General features: G+C 65.1%; 24 protein-coding genes. 17 read left to right on the top strand and 7 right to left on the bottom strand.

What is annotated here, in order from left to right; genetic code table 11:
- Positions 1–66 precede the first annotated feature (66 nt).
- Positions 67–480: a flagellar assembly protein FliX gene (locus IVA88_RS14225; RefSeq protein WP_247497854.1), complete on the top strand. Its 414-nt coding sequence runs from the start codon at positions 67–69 to the stop codon at positions 478–480.
- 4 nt (positions 481–484) lie between these two features.
- Here the strand turns inward: IVA88_RS14225 and IVA88_RS14220 are convergent, their stop codons facing one another.
- A complete protein-coding gene (locus IVA88_RS14220) occupies positions 485–856 on the bottom strand; it encodes a helix-turn-helix domain-containing protein (RefSeq protein ID WP_027518927.1) in 372 nt (123 codons plus the stop codon).
- Between the two features lie 148 nt (positions 857–1,004).
- Between IVA88_RS14220 and IVA88_RS14215 the strand changes: the two genes are divergently transcribed.
- From IVA88_RS14215 to IVA88_RS14205, 3 genes are all read left to right on the top strand, one after another.
- Positions 1,005–1,616, top strand: coding sequence for an NAD(P)-dependent oxidoreductase (locus tag IVA88_RS14215; protein WP_247497853.1), 612 nt, complete (start codon positions 1,005–1,007; stop codon positions 1,614–1,616).
- Between the two features lie 216 nt (positions 1,617–1,832).
- Positions 1,833–2,198, top strand: a complete 366-nt coding sequence (gene dksA, locus IVA88_RS14210) for an RNA polymerase-binding protein DksA (RefSeq protein WP_247497852.1) — start codon at positions 1,833–1,835, stop codon at positions 2,196–2,198.
- A 520-nt stretch (positions 2,199–2,718) separates the two neighbouring features.
- Positions 2,719–3,489, top strand: coding sequence for a fumarylacetoacetate hydrolase family protein (locus tag IVA88_RS14205; RefSeq protein WP_247497851.1), 771 nt, complete (start codon positions 2,719–2,721; stop codon positions 3,487–3,489).
- A 265-nt stretch (positions 3,490–3,754) separates the two neighbouring features.
- Here IVA88_RS14205 and flgH read toward each other — a convergent pair whose 3' ends face one another.
- Genes flgH through flgF form a run of 4 tightly spaced genes read right to left on the bottom strand, consistent with a single transcriptional unit; the run spans position 3,755 to position 7,245 of the window.
- On the bottom strand, positions 3,755–4,522 hold the full coding sequence (gene flgH / locus IVA88_RS14200) for a flagellar basal body L-ring protein FlgH (protein WP_247497850.1): 768 nt from the start codon (positions 4,520–4,522) through the stop codon (positions 3,755–3,757).
- A gap of 3 nt (positions 4,523–4,525) precedes the next feature.
- On the bottom strand, positions 4,526–5,668 hold the full coding sequence (flgA, locus tag IVA88_RS14195; protein ID WP_247497849.1) for a flagellar basal body P-ring formation chaperone FlgA: 1,143 nt from the start codon (positions 5,666–5,668) through the stop codon (positions 4,526–4,528).
- 10 nt (positions 5,669–5,678) lie between these two features.
- The gene (flgG, locus tag IVA88_RS14190; RefSeq protein WP_247497848.1) at positions 5,679–6,467 is read right to left on the bottom strand and encodes a flagellar basal-body rod protein FlgG; all 789 of its coding nucleotides are present in this window, start codon (positions 6,465–6,467) and stop codon (positions 5,679–5,681) included.
- A gap of 16 nt (positions 6,468–6,483) precedes the next feature.
- Positions 6,484–7,245 carry a flagellar basal-body rod protein FlgF gene (gene flgF / locus IVA88_RS14185; protein ID WP_247497847.1) on the bottom strand — a complete coding sequence of 254 codons (762 nt, stop codon included), beginning with the start codon at positions 7,243–7,245 and terminating at the stop codon, positions 6,484–6,486.
- A gap of 379 nt (positions 7,246–7,624) precedes the next feature.
- On the opposite strand from flgF, the gene fliL reads away from it, so the two are divergent.
- From fliL to IVA88_RS14160, 5 genes are all read left to right on the top strand, one after another.
- Complete coding sequence (fliL, locus tag IVA88_RS14180; RefSeq protein WP_247497846.1) at positions 7,625–8,125, top strand: flagellar basal body-associated protein FliL; 501 nt, start codon at positions 7,625–7,627, stop codon at positions 8,123–8,125.
- A 19-nt stretch (positions 8,126–8,144) separates the two neighbouring features.
- Positions 8,145–9,347, top strand: a complete 1,203-nt coding sequence (fliM, locus tag IVA88_RS14175; protein WP_027567600.1) for a flagellar motor switch protein FliM — start codon at positions 8,145–8,147, stop codon at positions 9,345–9,347.
- Complete coding sequence (locus IVA88_RS14170; protein WP_247297202.1) at positions 9,344–9,790, top strand: DUF6468 domain-containing protein; 447 nt, start codon at positions 9,344–9,346, stop codon at positions 9,788–9,790. The genes fliM and IVA88_RS14170 overlap by 4 nt, the downstream gene beginning before the upstream one ends.
- A gap of 9 nt (positions 9,791–9,799) precedes the next feature.
- Complete coding sequence (locus IVA88_RS14165; RefSeq protein WP_247497845.1) at positions 9,800–10,558, top strand: flagellar protein FlbB; 759 nt, start codon at positions 9,800–9,802, stop codon at positions 10,556–10,558.
- 102 nt (positions 10,559–10,660) lie between these two features.
- On the top strand, positions 10,661–14,425 hold the full coding sequence (locus IVA88_RS14160; RefSeq protein ID WP_247497844.1) for a tetratricopeptide repeat protein: 3,765 nt from the start codon (positions 10,661–10,663) through the stop codon (positions 14,423–14,425).
- Between the two features lie 81 nt (positions 14,426–14,506).
- Here the strand turns inward: IVA88_RS14160 and fliP are convergent, their stop codons facing one another.
- A complete protein-coding gene (gene fliP, locus IVA88_RS14155; protein WP_247497843.1) occupies positions 14,507–15,262 on the bottom strand; it encodes a flagellar type III secretion system pore protein FliP in 756 nt (251 codons plus the stop codon).
- Positions 15,259–16,224, bottom strand: coding sequence for a flagellar biosynthetic protein FliO (locus tag IVA88_RS14150; RefSeq protein WP_247497842.1), 966 nt, complete (start codon positions 16,222–16,224; stop codon positions 15,259–15,261). The genes fliP and IVA88_RS14150 overlap by 4 nt, the downstream gene beginning before the upstream one ends.
- Positions 16,225–16,570: 346 nt before the next feature.
- Here IVA88_RS14150 and flgB point away from each other — a divergent pair, with 346 nt between their 5' ends.
- The 8 genes from flgB to IVA88_RS14110 all read left to right on the top strand — a co-directional run bounded on the left by flgB (position 16,571) and on the right by IVA88_RS14110 (position 24,002).
- Positions 16,571–16,975 (top strand): flagellar basal body rod protein FlgB, encoded by a 405-nt coding sequence (gene flgB / locus IVA88_RS14145; RefSeq protein ID WP_247497841.1) that lies wholly within the window; start codon positions 16,571–16,573, stop codon positions 16,973–16,975.
- 16 nt (positions 16,976–16,991) lie between these two features.
- Positions 16,992–17,417 carry a flagellar basal body rod protein FlgC gene (flgC, locus tag IVA88_RS14140; protein ID WP_027567607.1) on the top strand — a complete coding sequence of 142 codons (426 nt, stop codon included), beginning with the start codon at positions 16,992–16,994 and terminating at the stop codon, positions 17,415–17,417.
- Between the two features lie 16 nt (positions 17,418–17,433).
- Complete coding sequence (gene fliE, locus IVA88_RS14135; RefSeq protein WP_247497840.1) at positions 17,434–17,742, top strand: flagellar hook-basal body complex protein FliE; 309 nt, start codon at positions 17,434–17,436, stop codon at positions 17,740–17,742.
- 173 nt (positions 17,743–17,915) lie between these two features.
- Entirely contained in the window at positions 17,916–18,179 is a 264-nt protein-coding gene (gene fliQ / locus IVA88_RS14130) for a flagellar biosynthesis protein FliQ (RefSeq protein ID WP_007612284.1), read from the top strand.
- Between the two features lie 17 nt (positions 18,180–18,196).
- Positions 18,197–18,967, top strand: coding sequence for a flagellar biosynthetic protein FliR (gene fliR, locus IVA88_RS14125; protein WP_247497839.1), 771 nt, complete (start codon positions 18,197–18,199; stop codon positions 18,965–18,967).
- A gap of 11 nt (positions 18,968–18,978) precedes the next feature.
- Positions 18,979–20,058, top strand: a complete 1,080-nt coding sequence (flhB, locus tag IVA88_RS14120; protein WP_247497838.1) for a flagellar biosynthesis protein FlhB — start codon at positions 18,979–18,981, stop codon at positions 20,056–20,058.
- 154 nt (positions 20,059–20,212) lie between these two features.
- Positions 20,213–22,795 (top strand): PAS domain-containing protein, encoded by a 2,583-nt coding sequence (locus IVA88_RS14115; RefSeq protein WP_247497837.1) that lies wholly within the window; start codon positions 20,213–20,215, stop codon positions 22,793–22,795.
- A gap of 202 nt (positions 22,796–22,997) precedes the next feature.
- On the top strand, positions 22,998–24,002 hold the full coding sequence (locus IVA88_RS14110; RefSeq protein ID WP_247497836.1) for a Tim44 domain-containing protein: 1,005 nt from the start codon (positions 22,998–23,000) through the stop codon (positions 24,000–24,002).
- The last annotated feature ends 60 nt before the right edge of the window (positions 24,003–24,062 follow it).

The following is a 24,062-nucleotide window of genomic DNA, read 5'->3' as shown; positions in this document are numbered from 1 at the left end:
GGCTGTTTACGGGCCGTTAACCATAAAACGGCGAATGTGGCGCATCGATCACCCGGATTGCTTCCGATGCGCATCTACGGACCGAACGGCACCACGCTTGGAACGCCGGCCAGCCAGGCCAGGCGGACGAGCTCCGGCACCTTCGTGCTGCCCGACGCCTCGTCGGCGCCGGAGACGCGGGGCGCTGCCGCACCGAAGGCCGCTGCCAACATCGACGGGCTGCTCGCGCTGCAAGGCATCGAAGAGGATCCCGTCGAGCGTCGCAAGCGCTCGGTCGTGCGCGGAAAGACCGCGCTCGACGTGCTCGACGATCTCAAGATGGGGCTCCTCTCCGGCAAGCTCGACGCCTCGACCGTGATGCGGCTGCGTGATGCTGCGGCGAACCTGAAATCGTCCTCCGGCCATCCTGGTCTTGACTCGGTGCTGTCCGAGATCGAGCTGCGCGTCGAGGTCGAACTCGCCAAGGCCGGACAGGCGTAGCGTCTTACGCCGCTTCATCCTTCAACTGCGCGTCGTAGCGGCGCTGGGCGGCGAGCACGTCTTTCAGATTCTGCTCGGCCCAATCTCGGAGCGGATCGACCGCCGCCGCTAGCGTCACGCCGAGCTGCGTGATCGAGTATTCCACGGTTACCGGCACGGTTGCGATCGCGTGACGCTTGATCAATCCGTCGCGTTCGAGCGATTTGAGAACCTGGCTCAGCATCTTCTGCGAAATGCCTTCTATCGTGCGGCGTAACTGATTGAAGCGCATCGGCTCCTCGCGCAGCAGCAGCAGGATCAGCACCGCCCATTTGTCGCCGACGCGGTCGAGGATCTGTCGGGTGGGGCAGTTCGCTGCATAGACGTCTGGCTTCATCGTCGCGTCTCACGATCCATTCCGCTCATTTACCGGCTGCCGCCGGTTACTCCTGTGTAATCAGGTAAGCACAAAGTGCTCTCTTAACACCAGCATACTTTTAGATATCTAGTCACTGGTAGTTACCACAGAAGCAAAGGAGCCTTCCATGAAAATCGCAATCGCCGGCGCCTCGGGCCGGGCCGGGTCGGAGATCACCAACGAACTGTCCCGCCGCGGCCACACGGTCACGGCCATCGCCCGCAATCCCGAGAAGATCGCGGCCCTTCCGAACGTCACGCCCACCAAGGGGGACGTGCTCGACCAGTCCGGCCTCGCCAAGCTGTGGGCCGGTCACGATGTCGCCGTGAGCTCCGTTCACTTCCTGGCCAGCGATGCCCTCAAGCTGATCGGCGCAGCAAAGGAGTCCAAGGTCGGTCGTTACCTCGTCGTCGGCGGGGCCGGCAGCCTTGAGGTCGCTCCGGGCGTCAAACTGGTTACAACTCCGGGTTTTCCGGCTCAGTACAAGGCTGAGGCGGAGGCGGGTTCGGCCTTTCTCGACCTGCTGCGGCAGGAAAAGGAGCTGAACTGGACCTTCATCTCGCCTTCGGCCCTGTTCGTCGAGGGGGAGCGCACCGGCAAGTTCCGGCTTGGGACCGATCAGCTTCTCGCAGATGCGAACGGGAAGAGCTGGATCACCTTCGCGGACTACGCCATTGCGCTCGCCGACGAGATCGAGCGTCCGGCCCATGCGAAGCAGCGTTTCACGGTCGGGTACTAGGCCTTCGGCCGCCCTCCGGGCCCTCCAGGATAAACCTTCCTGTGCAAGGGCTTGGGGGCGCCGATCGGGCGATCAGGGAAACATTGTCTGTCACAAGAGGCCGCTATATAACGCCCCGCTCAGCGGACACCGTTCCGTTTGCGAGTCGTTGCTTAGACAGATAGGCCGCCCTTGGAAAAGTTGAAAAACTACCGACCGACCGAAAAAGAGCCTTTCATGAACGACAGGCAGAAGGAGTACTTCCGTATGAAGCTCCTCTCCTGGAAGGATGAGATACTCAAAGAGTCCAAGCTCACCCTGCAGGCCCTGCAGGAGGAGAACGTGAACCATCCCGATCTCGCCGATCGGGCATCGTCAGAAACCGACCGCGCTATCGAACTCCGCGCCCGCGACCGCCAGCGCAAGTTGATCGCCAAGATCGACGCCGCGCTCCAGCGTATCGAGGACAACACCTACGGCTATTGCGAGGATACCGGGGAGCCGATCTCGTTGAAGCGGCTCGAGGCCCGGCCCATCGCGACGCTCTCGGTGGAGGCGCAGGAGCGCCACGAGAAACGCGAGAAGGTCTATCGCGACGAATAAAGTCCGAGCCGCAGTGATGCGGCTCTTTGTTTTTTGCACGCAAGGCGCGGCGTTTTGCGCCGTGACCAGCATTTTGCCTGTCGCTTGCAACCGCGCGCTTCGGCGCGCGGGCGCAAACGCGAAAAGTGAGTCGCGATCAACGAGGTAGACTCAACTCCTCCGAGCTCACGTGAGTTCGGATGAGAAACAGCCTTCACTTCAGGTGCGGGGGTTTTGCGAGTCGCATCAACGACATCGAGTCGAATGCTGGGACACTGATCCAGCAGCTTCACGCATCGCTGCAATCAAGCCTGTTGCCACGCTGCAAGGCGCGCATCCGCATAAAGCCTGGACCAGCTCACTTTTTCCTTAAGCGCCGGCAGCAGGCCATGAGGGTTCCCATGATGTGGCCCGATCTGGTTTCGCAGCTCTCCAGCCAGGGCTGGCAATGGCGTGCTGCCGCGCGGCTCCCGCGCTTGTCACGCCCGGGCGGGGATGCTGAAGTGCCGGCCTCGATTGTGGTGCGTGGGAGCCGGCGCCGATGGACAAAATTCTCGCAGCCGCAAAGGCGATCGCGTTGGCGCGCCGCAACCATGCGCCGCTCGAAATTGCCCCAGCCGACGAAGCGGAGGGCTATCAGGTCCAGCGCGCGCTGCACGATCTGCTGCTGCAGCATGTCGGCCCGCTCGTCGGCTACAAGATCGGCTGCACCAGCCAGGTCATGCAGGATTACATCGGCATTCCGCACCCTTGCGGCGGCGGCGTGTTCCAGAAGGGCGTGCACGACAGCGGCGTGCAGCTCGCGGCTGCCGATTATGTCCGGGTCGGCGTCGAATGCGAGATCGCGGTGCGGCTGAAGCGCAATCTCGCCGCCGGGGAGGCGCCGTTCACGGCTGAATGGGTCGGCGAGGCCGTCGAGGCCTATCATCCCGCGATCGAGATCGTCGACGATCGCTACGTGAACTGGGAGACGATGGGCGCGCCGACCTTGATCGCCGACGATTTCTTCGCCGCCGGCTGCGTGCTGGGCGAGATCGTGCCGCGCTCGTCGGTGCCGGACCTCAAAGCCGTCAAAGGCCGCGCCATCGTCAACGGCGAAGAGGTCAGCCACGGCACCGGCGCCGACGTGCTCGGCCATCCCCATAACGCACTCGCCTGGCTCGCCAACCATCTCGCCGCCGAGGGCAAGGGCTTGCACGCGGGCCAGCTGGTGCTGACGGGGAGCCTGGTGAAGACGCTGTGGCTGAAGGCCGGCGACAAGGTGCGGATGGAGCTGGACGGGCTGGGCGTGGTGGAGGCGGAGTTTACGTGACCTCTCCGCGTCGTTGCGAGGAGCTCTTGCGACGAGGCAATCCAGAGTCTTTCCGCGGCGGCAGTCTGGATTTGCTTCGCTTCGCTCGCAATGACGGAGATGGGGGCAGCGAAGTCGCTGCGATCGCGCGGATCTGACCAGCTGTACGCGGCCGCGCCATCGCCAAAATACATGCGGCCCTCGCCAGGGGAGCTAGCGAGGGCCGCGTCGTACATCGTCGTTCGCGCCTAGGTTCGCGAACACGATGTGGGAGCTCTTGAAGAAGTTAGAAGGGCAGCAGAACGTCCATGACTTGCTGGCCGTAGCGCGGTTGCTGCACGTCCGTGATTTGGCCGCGGCCGCCGTAGGCGATGCGGGCCTGCGCGATCTTGGTTGAATCGATGGTGTTGTCGCTCTGGATGTCTTCGGGACGGACGATGCCGGCCACGACGAGCTCGCGGATCTCGTAGTTGACGCGGATCTCCTGCTTGCCTTCGACCACGAGGTTGCCGTTCGGCAGCACCTGGGTCACGACGGCGGCGACGTTGGTCTGCAACGCTTCCTGGCGGTTAACCGAGCCCTTGCCGTCGCTGGACGCCGTGGAGTCGGCGGCGAAGATGCGGCCGGGCAGCACCTTCTGCGCCTGCACACCGAGCGTCTTGGCGCCGATGAAGTCGTCGATGCCCGAGTTTTCCGAGTTGGTGCGGCTGCGCTGGGTCTCGTTGGAGAGGTTGGCCTTGTCGGTGATGTTCACGGTCACGGTCAGGAGATCGCCGACATGGGTCGCGCGCTGGTCCTTGAAGAAGGCGCGGCTGCCGTTGCGCCACAGCGAGTTCGGATTGTAGGAGGCGACTTCCGGCTTCGGCATCGGCATCTGCACCGGCTTGTAGCCGGGCTGCGTCGTCGGATTTTCGATCGCCGCCAGCTTCGGTTGCTCGCCGATCTGCGACAGCCGGTCGATCGAGGAGCAGCCGCTTGCCAGCGCGCAAATCGCCAGCAGCAGGGCAGTAATCGCGATGCGACGAGGACGGGAAGCCGAACTAAAAGCGGACATGACTTACTCTGACTTGGCTGGAGCTTGCGAGACGCGAACTTGCGGGATCTGGGCTTGTGCGATCTGGGCCGGGGATGCCGGGGTCTGGATCAGGCTCTGGGCGAGGGCTGCGGCCGTAGGGGCGGGGGCGGGCGCTTCGTCACGCTTGAGCGACGAGGTCTGCTCGACCGCGGCCGGCATCGGTGCCGCCTGGCTGGCGCCCTGGACCGTCACCTGGCCGCGGCCGGTGATGACGCCCGAGAGCGTGCGCTTGGTCTGCAGGTTGAGCACGCTGATGGTGTCGCCCTCGGCGCCGCTCTCGATCGCCTTGCCGCGCGTGGTGAGGTAAATCCCGGGGACCTGGTAGATGACGGTTACGCTCTGGTAGCGCTGCACGAAGTCGGGCTTGACCATGTCGGCGACGCGGATCGGCGTCCCCGCCCGCATCGGCCGGCGGAGCTGCATACCGAGCGTGCGATCGCGCGATGCGGCCTCACCGGTGACCTCGGCCTTGGGCCGGCGCTCCACGGCGACGTCGGAGGACTTCAAGAGATCGGTCCGATCGATGTCGCGCGTCAGCACCGCCACCTCCACCGTCTCGATGGCGTTGCCGGTGAAACGCAGCTTGGTCGGCGCCGAATTGTTGTCGTTGTTGATTTCGAAGGCGATGTCGAAACGGCCGCTGCGGGCGTCATAGCGGGTGGCGACCGGCTGCAGCACGCCGGTGTTGGAGGCCTCCAACCGGATGTCGGCGATGCCACGGTCGAACGTGACGGTGATGTTGGCGGCATCGCCAAGTCCGAAGCGGCGCTCGAGCGCCGAGGCAACCGCGGCTTCGAGGTCCTTGTTCACCAGGGTGCGGGCGAGACGGGTGACCTGGACCTCCCTGATGTCGCCGGTCATCACGCCGATCACCTGCTTTGCACGCAATACCGACAGCACTTGCGCGACCGGCAGCGCGCCGGTGGTGCCGAGATCGGGCGAGCGGTAGACCGGGATCAGCGCAGCCGAGCCGGCATTGTCGATGAGATCGCCGACCCGCACCACGTCCGAGGTCACGGTGATGCTCGCGCGCAGCGTCGGCGCCGCGATGGAATCGTCGGCGGCCCGTGCAGGCAGCGCCAGCGCGAGGACAGCGGAGATCGTGGCGAGGGTGGTGCGGATCATCGTCATCACCTCAGCGGAACAGCGCCGTGGTCGATTGCATCATCTGGTCGGCGGCGCTGATCACCTTGGCGTTCATCTCGTAGGCGCGCTGGGCGGCAATCAGGTCGCTCATTTCCGAGACGACATCGACATTGGCCTGCTCGAGGCTGCTCTGGGTGATGTTGCCGAAACCCTCGGCGGTCGCCGTGCCGTCCTGCGGCGGGCCGGAGGAGGGCGTCTCCGTGAACTGATTGTTGCCGACCGGCTGGAGGCCCGCCTTGTTGATGAATCGGGTCAGGCCGATCTGGCCCTGGATGGCCGAGGTCGACGAACCCGGCAGCGTCACCGAGACCTGGCCCTGAACGTTGATGGTGAGGCCCGAGGCGTTGTTCGGGATCGTGATCGTCGGCTGCACCGGGTTGCCCTGTGCGGTGACGATGCGCCCCTGATTGTCCATCTGGAAGGTGCCGTCGCGGGTGTACTGGTAGCTGCCGTCGGGCATCAGGATCTTGAAGAAGCCTTCGCCCGTGATGGCCATGTCGAGGTCGTTGCCGGTCTGCGACAGCGTGCCCTGGGTCATGCTGCGCGGTGTGCCGACGGTCTTGACGCCGCCGCCGATGTCGACGCCGACCGGAAGGATGGTGCCCTGGTCGGACGACTGGGCGCCGACGCGGCGGACATGTTCGTAGATCAAGTCCTGGAACGCCGCGGTCTGCTTCTTGAAGCCGGTGGTGCGCAGGTTGGCGATGTTGTTGGAGATCACCTGAACGTTGAGTTCTTGTGCCGCCATTCCGGTTGCTGCGGTGTGAAGCGCCTGCATGTCAGTTCTCCCTCAATCAGGCCGGAACGTCGGCGAGCTTCTCGATCGCCGACTTGTGCATGTCACTCTGCTGCTGGAGCAGGTTGGCGATGGCGGTGTAGCTGCGCATGACTTCGACCATGCGGCTCATCTCACCGACCGAGTTCACGTTCGACTTCTCGACGTAGCCCTGCTGCACGGTCGACTTGGTGTCGGCCTGCTGGGTCGCGGAGCCGACGCTGTAAAGGTTGGCGCCGAGCTTGGTCAGCTTGGCTGGATCGTCGAACGAGGCCATGCGGATCTTGCCGCGGATCGAGTCGTTCTTGGCCGTGCCCTCGAGGACGGTGACGGTGCCGTCCGGCGCGACATTGATGTCGTGGTCGGTCGGCTGGAAGGTGATCGGGCCGCCGGTGCCCAGCACGAGGTTGCCGTCGGAGGTGACGAGCTGGCCGGTGCTGTTGAGCGAGAATTTGCCGTCGCGCGTGTAGCGCTCGGCGCCATTGGCCTGAACCGCGAAATAGGCGTTGCCGCTGATCGCCATGTCGAGCGGATTCTTGGTCGGCTCCATCGGCCCTTGGCCGACGTCGCGGAAGGTGCCGCGGTCCTGCACATAGGAGACCCGGCGGTCGGAGCCGACGAAATTGTCTTCACGCGCGTTCGAGTTGAGGTACTCCTCGAACAGCGAATGGTCGGCCTTGAAGCCGTTGGTGTTCGCATTGGCGACGTTGTTGGCGATGACATCCATCTGCCGTTCCAACGTCATCTGCCGTGACAAGCCGATCAGAAGCGCGTTCTGCATCGGAAATCTCCCCTGAGTGAGATCTGCCACCTCGCTCTCCCAAGCGCCTTGGCCGACCCCGTGAACGAGACCTCGGGTTCTCCCAAACCTTAGGTCTCGGCCCTTTCTCAGCGAAACTCGTGCCAAGCCGGAAAATTACGCAATTTCAGCGCTTTGTCTGTTTTTCGAAGGTGTGGGGAGGCGGCAGAAAGGTTCTGTTAGCCATGTTTGCCCGGCAGATTTTTCCTAGTGAAGGCCTAATCGAAAGGTTCCGTTAACCATTATTACCGTAGCGTTTGCGGGTAAGAGGAGCACTGCGCTGGGGCATTTGTATCGCGTCATTGTCTGCCAGGAGCTTCGCTCTTTCGACCCCTTTGAGAGATGAGCGAGCGCGGCGATCATGGCAGAGAATGAAGCGGAAGGCGGCGCAGCCGCCGAAGGCGCGGAAGCCGCTCCGCCCAAGAACAAGCTCAAGCTCATGATCATGGCGGTGGGCCTGCTCGCCGTTCTCGGCGGCGGTGCCGCGACCTGGTTCTTCTTTTTCCGTCACGGCGACAACGAGCATCACGCCGAGGCGGCGCCCCCGCCGAAGCCGCCGGCTTTCGTCGAGGTTCCCGACATCATGGTCAACCTCGCCGGCGCGCCGGGCGAGCGCGTGCAGTATCTGAAGCTCAAGGTCGTGCTGGAGCTGAAGGAAGAGAAGCAGGTCGAGGCGATCAAGCCGACGATGCCGCGCATCACCGACATCTTCCAGACCTATGTGCGCGAGCTGCGCTCCTCCGACCTCAACGGTTCCGCCGGCGTCTTCCGCCTCAAGGAAGAGCTGACCAAGCGCGTCAACGCGGCGGTCGCCCCGGTCCAGGTCAGCGCGGTGCTGTTCAAGGAAGTCGTGATCCAGTGAGCATGACGGGCTAGGGATCATGGCAGGCACCGACCAACCAGACCAGGATGCAATTGCCGCCCAATGGGAGGCCTCGCTCGATTCCGAGGATCCCGCCGAGGCCGCGAAGGCTGCTGCCGAAAACGAACTGTCCGAGACCATGGCCCTGCAATGGGCGGCCATGGTCGAGGACGGCAGCCGCGATCTCGGCGCCGGCAAGAATTCCGGCGAGCGGGTGCTGTCGCAGGAGGAGATCGACAACCTCCTCGGCTTCGCGGTCGGCGACGTCACGCTCGATGACCATTCCGGCATTCGCGCCATCATCGATTCGGCGATGGTCTCCTACGAGCGTCTGCCGATGCTCGAAATCGTCTTCGACCGCCTGGTGCGGTTGCTGACGACCTCCCTGCGCAATTTCACCTCGGACAACGTCGAAGTCTCGCTCGACCGCATCACCTCGGTGCGCTTCGGCGACTACATGAACTCGATCCCGCTGCCCGCCGTCCTCACCGTCTTCAAGGCCGAGGAGTGGGACAATTTCGGCATGGCGGTGGTCGATTCCAGCCTGATCTACTCGATGATCGACGTGCTGCTCGGCGGCCGCCGCGGCTCGAGCCAGCTCCGCATCGAGGGCCGGCCCTACACCACGATCGAGACAGAGCTGGTCAAGCGGCTGGTCGAGGTCGTCATGGCCGATGCCGAACAGGCGTTCCGGCCGCTGTCGCCGGTGACTTTCACGATCGACCGGCTCGAGACCAACCCGCGTTTCGCCGCGATCAGCCGTCCTGCCAACGCCGCGATCCTGGTGCGCCTGCGCATCGACATGGAAGATCGCGGCGGCAATATCGAGCTCTTGCTGCCTTACGCGACCATCGAGCCGATCCGGGGCGTCCTGCTCCAGATGTTCATGGGCGAAAAGTTCGGCCGCGACCAGATCTGGGAAGGCCATTTCGCCACCGAGATCGTCCAGGCCGAGATCTCCGTCGACGCCGTGCTCTACGAAGCCGACATTCCGCTCAAGCAGCTGATGCGGCTGAAGGTCGGCGACACGCTGCCGCTGGACATGCGCGCGGATGCCAACGTCACCGTTCGCTGCGGTGACGTCACGATCACCGAAGGACGCATGGGCCGGGTCGGCGACCGCGTCGCGATACGGGTGACGAAACCCTTGCGCAAGCCAAGTACGACACTTGCGATGTTCGAAAAGGTCGACGAGCAGAACAAGATGATGGAGGCCCCATGAACCACTCCCTAGGAATGGCGATCGAGACGCTGGTGGCTATCTTGCTGATGCTGACCATCGTCTACTGCGTCACGCTTAACAAGCGGCTGACGCGGCTGAAGGCGGACGAGCATTCGCTGAAGGCGGTCATCGGCGAGCTGATCACCGCAACCGAGATCGCGGAGCGCGCGATCGGCGGGCTGAAGCTCGCGGTGCGCGACGTGAACGAGAATCTCGGCAGCCAGCTTGCGGCGGCGACCCAGATGTCCGAGCAGCTCTACAAGCAGCTCGGCGAGGCCGACAACGTGGTGCGGCGCCTGTCCAAGATCGCGGTCGCCGCGCGCCCCGTGACGAACCCGGAAACGGTCGCCGCGCCCGCAGCCAAGCCCTCGTCGGCGAAGGCGGTGGCGGCTGCGGCCGAAGCCTTCTCCGAGCGCCGACGATCCAACGGTCTTGCCGCATAAAGTCAGGGTATGAAGTCCTTTCGCAACATCCGCGTCATCCCCATCGTGCTGGTTGCCGTCGCTGGCCTCGCTACGCTGAAGGTCGCCGGCCTCGTGCTCAATGGCGGCTATGTCTTCGACTACAAGCCGGGCCAGACCAAGAAATCCTGGGCGCAGGAGAATCTGAACTTTCCGAGCAGCCGCGAGGATCCCGATATCACCGGCTCGACCCATGGCGCGCCGAAGGAGGCGCCCAAGCCCGCCGCACCCCAAACCAAGCCCGAAGGCGCCGCCGTCAAGGAGGAAGCCCAGCCGCAGATTTCGGCCTCCGAGCGCGCGATCCTGGAACGCTTGCAGTCGCGCCGCCAGGAGATCGAGGCCCGCCAGCGTGAGATCGACATCCGCGAGAGCCTGTTGAAATCCGCCGAGAAACGCATCGAAAACAAGGTCGAGGAGATGAAAGCGGTAGAAACCCGTATCTCCGCGACTCAGGCCGAGCAGAAGGCTGCCGAAGCCCAGCGCATGAAGGGCCTCGTGACCATGTATGAGGGCATGAAGCCCAAGGACGCCGCGCGGGTCTTTGACCGGCTGGAGATGGGCGTGCTGATCGAGATCGCTTCGCAGATCGCGCCGCGAAAGATGTCGGACATCATGGGATTGATGTCGCCGGAGGCCGCCGAGCGGCTGACGGTCGAGATGGCCCGCCGGGCCAATGGCGGCGGCGATCAGTCCGCCTCGGCCGGCGAGCTGCCCAAGATCGACGGCAAGCCGACGCAAAAGCCGAATTGAGGGCTCATACTTAAGAAGTCCTTAATTGCCAAAATCTACAGTCGAGGGCAGGGGCCGGCACCAGTGCCGGCGTGGACCGTCGAACCGGAAGAAATGCCGCCAATGGCGCGAGAGGCTGCCGCTGGATTTGTGTCGCGAGCCCGCGCCCTGGCGCGGGGGCTGTCGCGTCATGTCCGCGTGGCGCCGCTGCTGGCAGCCAGCCTGCTGATCGGCTTCAGTGCACCGGCCCGGGCGACCGATGCTGTCAGGGGCGAGGCGACTTTTTCGGCCGGCGGCGGCTTTGCCCGGCTCGTGATCAAGCTCGGCGAGGACGTCCCTTCCGAGGTGACGACGGCCGGCTCCATTCTCGTCATCCGCTTCGACCGGGCGGTCGACGTTCCCGTCGATCGGGTCCCGGAAGGCGCGCCGGACTACGTCAATTCCGCCCGCCGCGATCCCGACGGCGGCGCCATCCGCCTGTCGCTGGCGCGGCGCGTCACCGTCAACACCATGAATGCCGGCGAACGCACCTTCATCGACCTCTTGCCGGAGGGTTGGAAGGGGCCGCCGCCGAGCCTGCCCATGGACGTGGTCAAGGAACTCGCCGAGCGCGCGCGCGTCGCCGAACGCGCCCTGCGCGCCCACCGCGCCGCGGCGGAGAGCAAGAAGCGTCCGCAGATCCGCGTGCGCGCCTCGGTGCAGCCAACCTTCGTTCGCTTCGTGTTCGAGATGCCCGACGGCGTCGGCGTGTCCTCCGTGCTCAACGAGCAGAAGCTCACGCTCGCCTTCAATGCCAATCTCAATTTCGATCTGGCGGACGCGGTCGTCGCAGCGCCGCCGAACGTCGCCTCGATCAAGCAGAAGGCCGACATCGACCAGACCAGTGTCGAAATCGCGCTGATCGGCGATTCCGACGTGCATTCGTTTCGCGACGAGAAGAACTACGTCGTCGACATCTCCTTCCAGCCGGACAAGGGCAAGATGGCTACGACGGCCGAGGCGGCGATCGCGCAGATCAAGCCTGCCGCTCACGGACCCGCGCCTGCGCCTGAAAAGCCGGCGGCCGAGAAGCCGAAGGACGCGCATCGCGAGATCGCGCCGCCGACGTCCGAGACGATCGCGCGCGAAGCCAAAATCGAGGTGAAGCCCGAGGTGAAGCCGGAAACGCCCGCCGCGATGCCGCCCGCTGAAGCGCCGAAATCGGCGCCAGCGCCCGAAGCCGCGCACGCTGCCGAAGCGTCCAAGGAAGCGCTCAAGGAAGCGTCCAAAGAAATCTCGAAGCCTGCGATCCCTGCTGCGGAAGCCGCGGTCGCGCCTGCCAAGCCCGTCATGGCCGAACCGCCTAAGGAGGTCGTGAAGGAAGTTGCCCAGGAGACTGCGAAGGAGCCGGTCAAGGAAGCCGTCAAGGCTGCGCCAGCAGAGGCGCCCGCCATGCCCCTGCCCACTGTCGCCAGCGTCGATGCCCGCCGCGACAGCGACGGCCTGCGCGTGACCTTCCCGCTTCAGGTCGCGACGCCTGCGGCGGCTTTCCGCCGTGGCGACACCGTTTGGCTGGTGTTCGATACGCCGAACCCGATCGACGTCGAGGCGATCCGCACCAAGGGCGGTGCGATGATCGGGGAGGTTGGCCGTATCCCGCTCGACAAGGGACAGGCGGTGCGCATCCGTCTGACCCGGCCGCTGGTCTATTCGCTGACGAGCGAGGAGGTCGGCAAGCAGACCAACTGGCTCTTGACGCTCGCCGACAAGATCCAGGCGACGCCGCTGCCGCTGATGATGTCGCGCAACATCACCGACCCCGTGCTCGCCAACATCGCGATCCCCTTCTCCAATCCGGGGCTTCTGCACAAGCTCACCGATCCCGACGCCGGCGACACGCTCTATGTCGTCACCGCGCAGCGGCCGGTGCGCGGCTTCATCAAGCGGCAGGACCTCGTCGATCTCGCGCTGCTGGAATCCGCGCATGGCATCGCGATCCGGCCGAACTCCGATGAGGTCGGCGTCGAGGTCGGGTCCGACAAGGTCATCCTCGGCAAGAAGGGCGGGCTGACGCTGTCGCCGGTCGACATCTCGGCCGAGCGCGCCCCGACCGCAGTGCGGCCGATCTTCAACCCCGAAGGCTGGCGCAAGGGCCAGTCGGAAAACTTCATAACGCGCCAGAACGACCTGATCACGGCGATCTCCATCGTCGAACCGGCGCTGCGTTCGCTGCCGCGGCTCGACCTCGCGCAATTCTACATGTCGCGCGCGATGTATCACGAGGCCAAGGCCGTCACCGAATTGATGCTGGCCGATCCTCTCAACAAGGAGGAGAGCGGTGCGCTGATCATGCATGCGGTCGCAAGCATCCTGATCGGCAGGCCGGCGCAGGGCCTCAAGGACCTCGCCAACCCCGTGATCGGCAACAGCCACGATTCCCAGCTCTGGAAGGCGCTCGCCTATGCGCGCCAGGGCAAATGGGCGGACGCGCGCGAGAAGTTCAAGAACGTCGAGTTCGCCATCGCCTCGCTGCCGCTCGACATCCAGCGCATCGTGACGATGGAGGCGATGCGCGCTTCGCTCGAGGTGAAGGACTATGCCGGTGCCTCCAAGCGCCGCAGCGAGCTCGAGGTGGTCGGCGTCTCGCCCGAGGCCGCGCCCGGCTTCGCCGTGCTGCGCGGCCGGCTCGCCGAAGCGCTCGGCCACGACAAGGATGCGCTCGACGACTACAAGTTCGCGGTCGGCTCGACCGACCGGCCGGCTGCGGCCGAGGCCAAGCAGCTCGAGATCGCGCTGCGGCAGAAGCGCGACGAGATCAGCAAGGAAGACGCGCTGCGCGAGCTCGAAACGCTCTCGATGACCTGGCGCGGCGACTCGATCGAGGTCAAGACGCTTCAGATGCTGTCGCAGATGTTTGCCGAGAACGGGCGCTACCGGGACGCACTCACCGCGGCGCGTACCGCGACAAAGTTGCAGCCGAATGCGGACGCCTCGCGCCAGGCACAGGATCTCGCCTCCGACCTGTTCACGCAGATCTTCCTGGGACCCAAGGGCGACGAGCTGCCGCCGGTCGAAGCGCTCGGGATGTTCTACGAGTTCCGGGAGTTGACGCCGATCGGCCGCCGCGGCGACGAACTGATCCGACGCCTCGCCGACCGTCTCGCCTCCATCGATCTGCTCGATCAGGCCGCCGAGCTCCTGCAATACCAGGTCGACCACCGTCTGGAAGGTGCGGCGCGTGCACAAGTCGCCGCGCGCCTCTCGATGATCTATCTCGCCAACCGCAGACCCGACATGGCGATCACGGCGTTGCGCGCGAGCCGCATCAGCGACCTCTCCGGCGAGCTCAGGCAGCAGCGCCTGCTGCTGGAGGCGCGCGCGCAGAGCGACGTCGGCCGCCACGATCTCGCGCTCGACATCGTCTCCAACGTCTCGGGGCGGGAAGTGCTGCGCCTGCGCTCCGACATCTTCTGGGCGGCGCGGCGCTGGCGTGAATCCGCCGAGCAGATCGAGCTCTATTACGGCGAGCGGTTCCGTGACTTCAAGCCGCTCAACGCGGTGGAGAAAAGCGACATCATCCGCGCCGCCGTCGGTTATGCGCTCGCCGACGATTCGATCGGCATGTCGCGCTTCCGCGAGAAATACGCCCCGCTGATGAGCGAGAGCGCCGATCGGCTCGCCTTCGACATCGCGAGCAAGCCGTCTGGCGCCTCCAGCGCCGAATTCGCCGAGATCGCCAAGCTGGCTGCCAGCGTCGACACGCTCGACGGCTTCCTGCGCGAGATGAAGCAGCGCTTCCCTGACGCCACCGCCCGCGCGCCGGCCTCGCCGCAGGCGAAGGACGAGGCCGACCACACCGGCTCGCTGCCCACGATTCCCGTCGTGCGGCAGATCAAGATGACGCGGTAGGGACCCTGCTAATTTAGCTCCCGTTTCTCGGCGGGTGCCGCGCGAGGCGGCAACCTTCGTGGGGCATGACGGCGGTGGAGATTACCCCCCGTAGCTCTGCACTAGGCTCCCCGCCACCAGCGACCAGCCGTCGACCAGCACGAAGAAGATCAGCTTGAACGGCAGCGAGATGGTTGCCGGCGGCAGCATCATCATGCCCATCGACATCAGCACGGACGCGACGACGAGGTCGATGATCAGGAAGGGGAGGAACAACAGAAAGCCGATCTCGAAGGCGCGCTTCAGCTCCGAGATCATGAAGGCGGGGACGAGGATGCGTAAGCCGAGCTCGTCGGGGGTGGCGGGCGGCGGTTCGCCGGAGAGATCCAGGAACAGCTTGAGGTCCTTCTCGCGCACGTTCTTCTGCATGAAGCCGCGCAGGGGAACGGAGGCGCGCTGAAGCGCGTCCTCGACGCCGAGCTGATTGGCGACGAGCGGGCGGATGCCTTCGTCGTAGGATTTCTGCAAAACCGGTCCCATCACGAAGAAGGTGAGGAACATCGCGAGTGCGATGATCACCGAGTTCGGCGGAGCGGTCGCCGTACCCATCGCGGTGCGCAGCAGCGACAGCACGACCACGATGCGCGTGAACGACGTCATCATGATCAGGATCGACGGTGCGATCGACAGCACCGTGAGCAGCGCGATCAGCTGGATCGCGCGCTCGGTGACGCCGCCACCGCCCGCGCCGCCGAGATTGATGCTGATGTCCTGCGCATGCGAAGGGCTCGCGAGCGAAGCCGCGCCGATCAGGACAGAAAGAAAAAAAACTCTACGCGGGAGGGCCGGCAGCCTCACGAAGACGGCTTCGGACGGCCGAGCAGCGAGGCCATCTCGTCTTCGAGATTTTCAAAGCTGGTCTTTTCCGGGGCCGGCTTTGCGGGAGGGGCCGGTGGTGCCGGCGGCTCGCTGCGGGCCACACGCGGGGGAGCGGCCGGGGGCTCCGGCGCGACCGGAGGGGCAAGCGTCTCGCCGGCCGGGCGGCGCAGCGCAGCTTCGAGCCGCTGCGCCATCTCGGCGAGATTCTGCTCGGCGCTCGATGGCGCCGCGGGAGCCGGCGGCGGAACGGGCGGAGCCTGCGGTACAGGCGGCGGCGGAGGAGGTGGCGCAGCTGCGCGCTCGGCGCGCACCGGAGGCACCTTGACGGGTTCACTCTGGCGCGGCGGACGCGGCATCGGAGGGGGTTCGTTGCGGGCCACACGCGGAGGAACAGGTTCGGGACGCATCTCGCGCTCGGGGCGCGGTGCGAACGGCTCGGACGTGAAGCCGGGCAGTGGCTCGTTGCGGCGTTCGGCCGGCGCGGGCCGGCGCACTTCGTCGGCGAAGGAGGGGCGTGCGGGCCGCGGTGGCGGCTCGGGCATTTGCGGTTCGGGATGATCGAGCAGCTCGGGCCGCGGTGCTTCGTCGGCCCAGCCGCTGGTATCCGGCATCGGTGCAAGACGCGGCGGCTCGGCGGCATTGGAACGCTGCGGGAGCTGGTCGCGGCCGGGCGCTGCGCGCACGATGTTGGGTTCGACAACGATGTCGGTGGGACCGCCGATCATCAGAAGATGCTCGACATTGTCACGCCGGACCAGCACCAGACGGCGGCGGCCGTCGACCGCGGCGGCATCGATCACGGCGAGCCGGGGCATCCGGCCGCGCTGGGTGTTGGCGCCGAGCCGGCTGGTGGCGAATCGGCGAACCAGCCAAGCAGCGACGCCGATCAACGCCAGAACGACGATGAACGCGACGATGAAGGTGATAGGGCTGCCTTGCATACTTGTCCCCGACAAATGGTGCTTTTCTCGTGCCCGTGGTCAGATGCGCCAACCACGGGCGTACGATGCCCCAAACTGCGATTTCTTAACGTCCCACGGCAAGTTTTGCCGTCCCCAACTCTTAATAACCTATGAATCGCTCGATCCAAAACGACTTCTTGGCCTGTGCACGCGCCGCCAAGCGGTTGGGTTAATGCCGCTTTTGGAGGCGTAGAATCACGGGGGCGCGCATTCGTGTCCCGACGGGGGACATCTGCTGTGACATCTTTAACCAGCTGTTAACCATACACGCGGCAAATTCTGCCTAGCTTCGGACCTGATCCGAGAGGCGGAAGGAGCCGCAACGATGTCCATCAACGATCTTCCGGTGCTGTCGGCGCTTCGCACCAAGATGCAATGGCACCAGGAGCGCCAGCGCGTCCTGTCCGAGAACGTCTCCAATTCCGACACGCCCAAATTCCGGCCGCGAGACCTGGTCGAGCCGAAACTGGACAAGAGCGGAGCCGTCACGGGTTCGATGGGCCCTTTGACCCTCACCCGCACCAGCGGTTCCCACATGACGCCGTCAGGTGCGGCCTCCGGATTCGACCAGAACAAGAATGTGGGTTTTGAGACCCGCCCCGCGGGCAACGCCGTCAATCTCGAGGAGGAGATGATGAAGGCGGCCAGCAACCAGATGGATTATGCGGCGGCGACCTCGCTCTATTCGAAGAGCCTGCATCTGCTCAAGACCGCGATCGGCAAAGGCTAGCTAGAGGAAGCGCATCATGGCGAATGACAGCAGCGACTTTGCCCGCTCGATGGCGATCGCGACCTCCGGTCTGCGCGCGCAGGCCGGGCGCATGCGGGTGATCTCGGAGAACATCGCGAACGCGGATTCGACCTCGCAGAGCGCCGGCGGCGATCCCTACCGGCGCAAGGTTCCGACCTTCTCCTCCGCGCTCGACCGCACGCTCGACGCGCAGGTCGTCACCCTCGGCCGGATCAAGCCCGACCAGTCCAATTTCCGCACCAAATACGAGCCGAACAATCCGGCGGCGGATGCGACCGGCAACGTCAAATATCCCAATGTGAACTCGGTGGTCGAGATGACCGACATGCGCGACGCGCAGCGGTCCTACGAGGCCAATCTCAACATCATCAGCGCGACGCGCCGGATGATCCAGCGCACCCTCGACATCCTCAAGAGCTGAACAGGACATTTGAACCATGGCAACACCGACAATTGCCGCCAACGCCTATGCAAACCTCGCTCGCGTGCTGGAGCACAGCGGCGCCGGCAAGGGCAGCGAGCCGAGCGGGCAATCCTTCGCCTCTCTTCTGAAAGACACTGTCGGCAGCGTCCTGGAATCCGGCCGCAAATCCGATGCGCAGACGGTGGCGATGGCCGCCGGCAAGGCCAATGTGATGGACGTGGTGACGGCGGTTGCGGACACCGATGTCGCCGTGTCCACGCTGGTCTCGGTCCGCGACCGCGTGATCGCGGCCTATGAAGACATCATGAAGATGCCGATCTGATTTTTGGCGCTCGCGTCTGCCCCAATCGTCATTGCGGGCGCAGCAAAGCAATCCAGAGTCTTTCCGCAGCGGCAGTCTGGATTGCTTCGCTACGCTCGCAATGACGGGGGATAAGCCTTCGCATCGCTCGCAAGAGCGGTGGGAGGCGAGGAATAAGACAAAGGAATTGTGCAATGACCGGACCCGAAACCCTCGACGTCGCGCGTGATGCGATCTGGACGATCGTGATCGTGTCGTCGCCCCTGATGGTGGTGGGGCTCGTGGTCGGCGTTGTCGTGTCGCTGTTTCAGGCGCTGACGCAGATCCAGGAGCAGACGCTGATCTACGTGCCGAAGATCCTGGCCATCTTTGCCACGATGCTCTTGGCATTGCCGTTCATGGCCGACGCGCTGCATTCCCACATGCTGCGGATATCATCGCGAATCATCGGCGGCTGAGGCACAATGCGCCCGTCATGCGCATCGACGTCTCGCTGCTGCCGGCGCTTGCCGCCTCCTTCATGCTCGCCTTCGCCCGGGTCGGCGCGATGGTGATGCTGTTGCCGGGGCTGGGCGAGACCAATATCCCGACACGGATCAAACTGTCGATCGCGCTGCTGCTCACGCTGATCATCCTGCCGCTGCATCGGAACGCCTACCACGTCGACATGGAATCGATCGCGCCGCTGCTGGTCCTGATGCTGCATGAGATCGTGATCGGCATCGTGCTGGGGGCGACCGCGCGGGTGACGTTGTCGGCGCTGCAGGTTGCCGGTGCCGTGATCGCGCAGCAGATGGGGCTCGGCTTCGTCACCTCGGTCGATCCGACACAGGGACAGCAGGGCGTGCTAGTCGGCAACTTCCTGACGATGCTGGGGGTGACGCTGCTGTTCGCCACCGACAGTCATCATCTGGTGATCGCGGCGCTGAACGACAGCTACGCGATCTTTGCGCCGGGCGAGACCGTGTCGAGCGGCGATGTCGCTGCGCTGGCGACGCGCGCCTTCGCCGCCGCGTTCCGCCTGGGCTTGCAACTTTCCGGACCTTTCCTGGTGTTCGGCCTCGTCTTCAACATCGGGCTCGGCGTGCTGGCGCGGCTGATGCCGCAGATGCAGGTCTATTTCGTCGGCGTGCCGCTCTCGATCTTCGCCGGCTTCCTGGTGCTCGCCGTGGTGCTCACGGCGATGATGGGCACCTATCTCGACTATTTCATCGGTGTGATGCACCAGATGATGCCACTCAAGTGACCAGGTGATCGATGGCGGAAGACAACGATCCAGAGAGTCAAACAGAAGACCCGACGCAAAAACGTCTCGAAGAGGCGCTCGAACGCGGTGACGTCGCCAAGAGCCAGGAGATCAACACCTGGTTCATGATTGCGGGCGCCACGCTCGTGGTCTCGAGCTTCTCGGGATCGGTCGGCAGCGGGCTGATGACGCCGATGCGCAACCTGCTTGCCAATTCCTGGATGATCAAGACCGACGGCCGGGCTCTGCTCGCGCTGATGCAGCAGATCGAAATCGCGGTGCTCGCGGCGCTGGGCGTGCCGCTGCTGATGCTGGTACTGGCGGCAATTGCCGGCAACATGTTGCAGCACCGCTTGGTTTGGTCGGCCGAATCCCTCAAGCCCAAGTTCAGCAAGCTGTCGCCGGCCGAAGGTCTCAAGCGCATCTTCGGCAAGCAAGCGGCGGCGAACTTCCTCAAGGGTCTGGGCAAACTGATCGTGCTCGGCGCCGTCATGACCACGATCCTGTGGCCGGAGCGGCATCGCATGGAGGCGATGGTCAGGCTCGATCCGGCCGCCATGCTCGGCGCCACCACCAGCCTGACCATTCACCTGCTCGGCGCGGTGGTCGCCGCGCTCGCGATCATCGCCATTGGCGACTATTTCTTCCAGTATCGCAGCTGGTTCCAGCGGCAGAAGATGTCGCTTCAGGAGATCAAGGAAGAGTACAAGCAGTCCGAAGGCGACCCGCATATCAAGGGCAAGCTCAGGCAGTTGCGCCAGCAGCGCTCCAAGAAGCGCATGATGGCGGCGGTTCCCAAGGCCTCCGTGATCATCACCAACCCGACCCACTATTCGATCGCGCTGTCCTACGAGCGCGGCATGTCGGCGCCGATCTGCGTCGCCAAGGGCGTCGACAACCTCGCTTTCAAGATCCGCGAGATCGCGCGCGAGCACGACATCCCGATCGTCGAAAACGTGCCGCTCGCCCGCGCGCTCTACGCCACCGTCGAAATCGACCAGGAAATCCCGACCGAGCATTACCATGCGGTCGCCGAGGTCATCGGCTACGTCATGCGTCTGAAGAGCGGATTCAGTGCCAGCCGGCAATAAAACCCCTGAAAAGTACTGGAAATGGCCGTAATCTGGGAATCAGCGTACCTTTCGCCCCTGCTGCCCTTGCGCCTGCGGGTCCGATTCAGGCAGGGAGGACCCCGCGCGCCCCGTAGCGCGTTGATTCTCTGCCGACAGGCTGCGCCAGCTTGATATGACTGCTGAGACTGACCACGACCTCACACGCGAGCCCGTTGCGACGCACGAGCCGTCGCCGCGCTCGGGCAGCATTGCGCTGGTGCTGCTGGTCGCCGCCGGCCTCGTCGCCGTTGCCGTCGGGCTGATGACGCTCGGGCGCGCGCAGGCCCAGCCCTATATTCTCGGCATCCTCGCCGTGCTGGCCATGGTCGGCCTGTTCAACCTGTTCGCCTTCGCCGCCGGCATCATCCGCTTCGTCGACCGCAATCTCGACGATCCCGTGATGGGGCGCATCGCCGACCACGCCTTCGACGGCCTCGCCGTGACCGACCCGCGCGGCCATGTGGTCTATTCCAATGCGGCTTATCTGACGCTGACCGGCGCCGCCGGTCCACAGGACGTGCGTCCCGTGGAGCGCGTCTTCATCGGCAACCCCGACGTCTCCGAAGCGGTGTTCCGCCTGTTGAAAGCTGCGCGCGAAGGCAAGCGGCAGCAGGAAGAGGTGCGCATCTCCGGCCACGACGGCAGCCAGGGCCGCTGGCTGCGCATGCGGGTGCGGCCCCTCGGCACCGGCAAGCGCGAGACGAGATACGCGGTATGGTCGATCGCCGACATCACCCGCGACCGCGAGCGCCAGGAGGACGTGTTCCAGGAGCTCCAGCACGCGATCGAATATCTCGATCACGCGCCGTGCGGTTTCTTCTCGGTCAATCCGGCCGGCGAGCTCGCTTATGTCAACGCGACGCTGGCGAACTGGCTCGACTACGACCTGGCCGAGATCGGCTCGGGCGGGCTGAAGCTCACCGATATCGTGTCCGGCGACGGCGCTTCGCTGCTCACGGCGATCGTGGCGGTGCCGGGCGAGGTGAAGACCGAGGTCTTCGACATCGACTTGCGCATGCGCACCGGCAAGACCATGCCGGTGCGGCTCTATCACAAGCTCGCCTTCGGCGCCGACGGTGCGCCGGGGCCGTCGCGCACGCTGGTGATCAGCCGCGCCCGCGACGAGCGCAGCGATCCGGACCGCGCCGCCGAAGTACGCTTCATGCGCTTCTTCGACCATACGCCGATGGCGATCGCGACGGTCGACCGCGGCGGCAACGTCGTGCGCGCCAATGCGCGCTACGCCAAGCTCGGGCAGGCGCTGGGGCTCGACAGCGCCAGCAAGTCGATCTTCCGGGCGGTCAATTCGCGCGACCGCCATTTGCTGATCGCGGCCATCAACCAGGCCGCCGAGAATCAGGCCGACATCGCGCCGGTCGAGGTGGCGCTGGAAGGAACCAAGGAGCGCTGGGGCCAGTTCTTCGTCACGCCGGTCGACGGGGGTGAGAACGACGCGGAAGCCGCCATCGTGCACATGCTCGAGACCACCGAGCGGCGCGCGCTGGAGAACCAGATCAATCAGTCGCAGAAGATGGAGACGGTGGGCCAGCTCGCCGGCGGCATCGCCCACGACTTCAACAACGTGCTCTCTGCCATCATGATGGCAAACGACTTCCTGCTGAACGCGCATAAGCCTACCGATCCGTCGTTCCAGGACATCATGCAGATCAAGCAGAACGCGACGCGTGCCGCCACGCTGGTGCGGCAGTTGCTGGCGTTTTCACGGCGGCAGACGCTGCGGCCGCAGGTGCTCGACCTCGGCGATGCGCTCTCCGACCTCGCCATGCTGCTGCGCCGCCTGATCGGCGAGAAGGTCAAGCACGAGACCATCCACGGCCGCGATCTCTGGCCGGTCAAGGTCGACGTCTCCCAGTTCGAGCAGGTCATCGTCAATCTCGCGGTCAACGCGCGCGACGCCATGCCCGACGGCGGCAAGCTGATCATCCGCACCGCCAACGTCACCACCGAGGAAGCGGCCAGGCTGGCCTACAAGGGCATGCCGGCCGCGGACTATGTGCGGATCGAGGTCGCCGATACCGGTACCGGCATTCCCGCCGACATCCGCGACAAGATCTTCGAGCCGTTCTTCTCGACCAAGGAAATCGGCAAGGGCACCGGCCTCGGGCTCTCGACCGTCTACGGCATCGTCAAGCAGACCGGTGGCTTCATTTACGTGGATTCCGAGCCGGGGCAGGGCACTTCGTTCCACATCTTCCTGCCACGCCATCACCCCGAGCCGGAGGTGCAGGTCGAGCAGCCGGCGGCGGTCGTTGGTGCCGCCAATGGTGCTGCGAAGGAAGCCGCGTCCGCGGCGGACGCCAAGCCCCGCGCCGACCTTACCGGGCAGGGCACCATCCTCCTGGTCGAGGACGAAGAGGGCCTGCGCGCGCTCAACGCACGCGGCCTGCGCTCGCGCGGCTACACCGTGGTCGAGGCCGAGAACGGCGTCGAGGCGCTGGAGGTGCTGGAAGAGCAGAGCGGCGGAATCGATCTCGTCGTGTCCGACGTCGTAATGCCGGAGATGGACGGCCCGACGTTGCTCAAGGCAATGCGCGAGAAGAACCCCGACATCAAGTTCATCTTCGTCTCCGGCTACGCCGAAGACGCGTTCGAGAAGAGCCTGCCCGAAGGCCAGCAGTTCGACTTCCTGCCCAAGCCGTTCACGCTCAGCCAGCTCGTGGCGGCCGTGAAGGAGACGATGGCGAAGGCGGGGTGAGGGCTTCAACGCAATGACGAGGAAAGCGGAATTCCCGTCGCAAAAGCCACGGTAGCCCGCGACCGCGGTTCCTTCGCGTACGCGGCCAAGCTGCCGCCAAATATGGGCTTTTGCCACATCCCCGCGACTGAGGGCCGCAGCCACAAGTTCCGATAGTGGCTTCCTTTTTCCGGAAGGCTGCCCATCTTAGGGGCACGCCCCGATGCCGGGGATCTGGGAAACGAACATGAATTTCTCGCAACGCTCCCGCAGCCTCTTCAAGACGATTGCCGTCGTGCTGGCGCTTGCGCTGCCGACTGCGCTGGCGATCTCGTCCGCCGATGCCCGCGTCGGTGGCGGCATGTCGTCGGGTTCGCGCGGTTCGCGCACCTATTCGGCCCCGCCGTCGACCACGACCGCGCCGGGTTCGACCTCGCAGTTCAACCGGACCTACAGCCAGCCGGGTGCCGGCATGAACTCGGCTGCCGCCGCCCCCGCACGTGGGGGCCTGTTCGGCCGCGGCGGCGGTTTCCTGGGCGGCCTTGCGGCCGGGTTCCTCGGCGCAGGCCTGCTCGGCATGCTGTTCGGCGGTGGCCTGTTCGGCGGCCTCGGCGGCCTTTCGTCGATCATCGGCCTGATCATCCAGGTCGTGCTCGTGGTGGTCGTGGTGCGACTGGCCATGTCCTGGTGGAAGCGCCGTCACACCCCGCAGGCGGCCTATGCCAACGCTGAGGCCGGTGCCGGTCCGGGACCGCAGGCGAACAATCGTAGTGGTCTTGGTGGCGGTCTTGGCGGCGGCTTCGGCTTCGGCGCCAACAACGCGCCGCTCGAGATCAAGCCGGACGACTATGAGGCGTTCGAGCGCCTGCTCGGCGATGTCCAGACCGCCTGGTCCAACGAGGACGTGGCCAAGCTGCACACGCTCGCGACGCCGGAAATGGTCTCCTATTTCGAGCAGGACCTCGCTCAGAACCGCGCGCGCAACGTCGTCAACAAGGTCAGCGATGTGAAGCTGTTGCAGGGCGACCTCGCGGAATCCTGGCGCGAAGGCGAGACCGACTACGCGACGGTGGCGCTGCGCTTCGCGCTCACCGACAAGACGCTTGACCGCAATACCGGCGCGGTTGTCGCCGGCAGCGAGCAGCCGGGCGAGGCCACCGAAGTCTGGACCTTTGCCCGACGTCCGGGCGGCGCCTGGGAATTGTCGGCGATCCAGCAGACCAACTGATCGCGGACGACAAGAAAAAAGGCGTCGTGCTTCTTGCACGGCGCCTTTTTCTTTTGGAAC

Origin of the sequence: Bradyrhizobium sp. 149 (assembly GCF_023073915.1) — a bacterium.
Classification (GTDB): Bacteria; Pseudomonadota; Alphaproteobacteria; order Rhizobiales; family Xanthobacteraceae; genus Bradyrhizobium.
Note: the sequence above shows the minus strand (reverse complement) of the source record. Positions and strands in the feature narration are given on the sequence as shown.